At 59.2% G+C, this 3,025-nt stretch carries 3 protein-coding genes; 1 reads left to right on the top strand and 2 read right to left on the bottom strand.

The window, feature by feature from the left end; translation table 11 throughout:
* Positions 1–467 (top strand): hypothetical protein (locus H5U08_RS14285; RefSeq protein WP_297034454.1); only part of this gene is annotated, 467 nt, incomplete at its 5' end.
* Between the two features lie 60 nt (positions 468–527).
* On the opposite strand, the gene H5U08_RS14280 is transcribed toward H5U08_RS14285, so the two are convergent.
* Positions 528–1,496 carry a DUF523 and DUF1722 domain-containing protein gene (locus H5U08_RS14280; protein ID WP_297034451.1) on the bottom strand — a complete coding sequence of 323 codons (969 nt, stop codon included), beginning with the start codon at positions 1,494–1,496 and terminating at the stop codon, positions 528–530.
* A gap of 156 nt (positions 1,497–1,652) precedes the next feature.
* Positions 1,653–3,025, bottom strand: a 1,373-nt coding sequence (locus tag H5U08_RS14275) for an HDOD domain-containing protein (RefSeq protein ID WP_297034449.1), incomplete at its 5' end; no start/stop codon positions are given.

Raw genomic sequence — 3,025 nt, 5'->3', positions numbered from 1 at the left:
GTCGCCGGCAGGTGTCGCTCTTTCCTTGTTGGGAAGGGTGGCGGATTGTCAGCCCGGAAGCAGACGCCGTCCACGGCCCACAGGTTGTGAGCTATCTTGATCGCACGGAGAATCCGCCGGAGTTCCGCTGGATGCACGTTTTTCGCGGACGTTTCGCTATCGAGCGAACCATCTTTCTGCCAGCCGACGCGCAGACTCTGGAACTCCTGGTCTGCCGGCCTTCAGGAACTCCCGTCGTCCGGCTGGAAGTTCTCGCTGACGGCCAATCGTTAGGGGATACCGCCGTCCCTGAGCGGGGCGCCGCGACGCTCCCGGAGCCTTTTCGGGTGGATGTTTCCCAATTAAAAGGGAAGAAGGTGACGGTGCGGATTGTTCTGGGGACAGAATCACCTGCCGAAGAAGCGCAGTGCGAATGGTATCTTCTCCGCGTCATTCGTACTGGCTCAGTAAACTCTGGTCAGGGCTGAAAACCTGCTCGGGAAATTTTCATCCGATTCAAAAAGCCGAAAGCGGCATCCGACGGGCATTCAAACGTGATTTCGGAGGGCCAATTCCTTCGGATGGGGCGAAAGATAAACCTGGTCGAGGAGATACTCAATTTGAAGCCGCCTGGCGTAATGGGCGATCAGGGTGATCGGAACGATGAGCGGAACAATCCCCTGCCGGTATTCCTCGATAGCCTCCCGAATTTCTTTCCGGACATCCTCGGGAAGGTCCTTTTTGAAAAAACCGAGCATGTGTTGCAGAACATTGCAGTTCTTGGCGGGAGTGGCCAGCCGTTTTAAAGCCGTCATGAATTCCGCTTCATACCGGGATTTCAATTCTGCGCGGGAAAAGTCTTTTGCTTGGGCAACAAGCTGGCCCAGGGTCTTGTAATGCTGCGGCGAGTGGGCGAGAAGAAGGTACTTGTGAGCGGTGTGGAAAGCCACCAGGTCCTGGAGTGTCCAGCGCGACGCCCAAAGTGTTTTCAGGCGATGAAAGGCAAAGATCCGCGTGATCCAGTTTTCCCGGAGCCGGGGGTCATGGAGCCGGCCTTCCTCTTCCACGGGCAGGTAGGGCATTTTCTGGAGGAGGACATCGGCGAAGATGCCGCCCGGTTGGCCCTCCGGCTTGTAGACCTTCACACGTTCCATTCCGCAACTGGGGGAATTCTTTTTCAGCACGTAGCCGCAGATGTCTGCCTCCATCAGATCCTTGATGCGACGGGCCGCAAATCGCCGCATGATGCTTGTAAGATCCCGATCCTCGCTGGGCATGATCAGCGCGACCTCTTTCTCCCGCCACTCCAAACGTAATGTTGGTCGCGGAACGCCCAGGCCAATTTCCACCTCCGGACACACGGGAACCCATTCGACGTAGCGCCCCAGGGTCCCGGTGAGGAAAGGGTCGTGCTTGTGGGTGCCGTCGTACCGCACGAGCTGTCCCAACAGGCAGGCGGAAATGCCGACCCGGATAGGAGCATCTGTTTCCCAGGGGCGTGAGCCGGTTTTTTTCATGCCGCTTGACCTCCAGACTTCCATGGCAAAAGCAATCGCCCAGGCTGGCAATATCATTAACTGCCCGTCATCTTATTGTCCGGGGAGATGCTGGTCGGACAAGATTTGCAGAGGACGGTGGCGCGCACCTTTGGGCCGTGAGGGCTTGAATGAGGGTCAGTAGATTTCGATGCTTTTGACGACACCCCCACCGCAAGCGCCGGATCCAAAAAGACATCGCTCCGCGGCAGCCAGAAGATCCTCGGGCGGAAAATTGGGGGCGGGAGTCGCCACATAGGAGACACCCAGGCGGAGCCGGACAGGCACGCTCCAGGACGCAGCGAAGACCGAGCGAAGGCGACGCATCAGTTCATGGGCGTAGGTGACGGCCAGCTCGCGTTCGCAGTCGGGTAGAATCCAGGCGCAACCGGCATCTCCGAAGGGCCACGTAACACTACCCGGGTGTTCCATCGCCTGGCAGGCTTTGAATAACACGTTTTGAAGAGTGTCGAGCACTCCGGGGCCGAGGTGCACGACCAAATCGGCCAGTTCAAGATAATCAACCAGCACCAGGCTCAGACCGCAGCGATTTGTGCGGCACCAGGTCACGGCGTTCCGCAGAGCGCCCAGCAAACCGGGGTCGCTGGCAGGCGATGTGACGTCGTGCTTTTCGAGGCCTTCCTCAGTTTCCAGCCGGATACCTCGATGCATTTCGATAGGTTTGCTGCGGTCGGAGGCACTGCTCCGGCGCTTTTTAAGGTTGGGGATTGTCGCGCTTTTTTCCGACATACACGCGGGCGATTCCGGACCCCGCTCGATGTAGTGATTGAGAGTCCGTTCGAGTTCCTCGTCTTCCGTTGAGCGAACTGGTGGTTGTGCGGTGCATGGACTGTTGGGGCGAAGGAGACCTCCGGCCACGGCCTCGGCTTCGCGGGCGAGGGCGTTGTGGGCACGGGCAAGAATTTTTTCCACACTTTCTCCCGGAGGCAGGCGGAGGGAAAGCACTTCGCCCAGTTGCAACACCTTCATATGAATTTGCCGGAGGAGTTCGTCCGGCTTGACACTCGTTTCACCCTCGCCCAGGGACTCCACGCCCAGTTGCCAGGCCGGCCAGGCCTCACTTCGAGCCTCGGCAAGCAGTATGGCTGCGGATTCCGCGACTTCCAGAATAGCCCGGCGCGTCCGAATCTCGGCCGTCACCAGGGAGGTTGATTCGACCTCCGCACCGAGGGCGTCGGCAATGCTGGTGGGCATTCCCCAGTGCCGGAGGAGGGCAGCGGAGACGTCACGGTGATCGAACCCGAAAACGTCGCGTTCCCGTCGGTAGAGATCCTCCCGCTGCTCCAGCACCTTCTCGATAAATCGCTGGAAAGGCGAACCAAGTGCCTGGATGAAGACCAGGAGGCCAAGGTCCTGCAAAAGGCCGGCGAGAAAGCATTCGTCGCTGGATCGATGCCGGAGATGTTCGCTGAGTTCGCGCGCCGCCACGGCCTTCGTGAGACTTCGGCGCCAGTAGTAGGCAAGAACCCTGGCTTCCAAACCGTGGAACA

This window comes from Thermogutta sp. (assembly GCF_014359955.1).
Classification (GTDB): domain Bacteria; phylum Planctomycetota; class Planctomycetia; order Pirellulales; family Thermoguttaceae; genus Thermogutta.
Note: the sequence above shows the minus strand (reverse complement) of the source record. Positions and strands in the feature narration are given on the sequence as shown.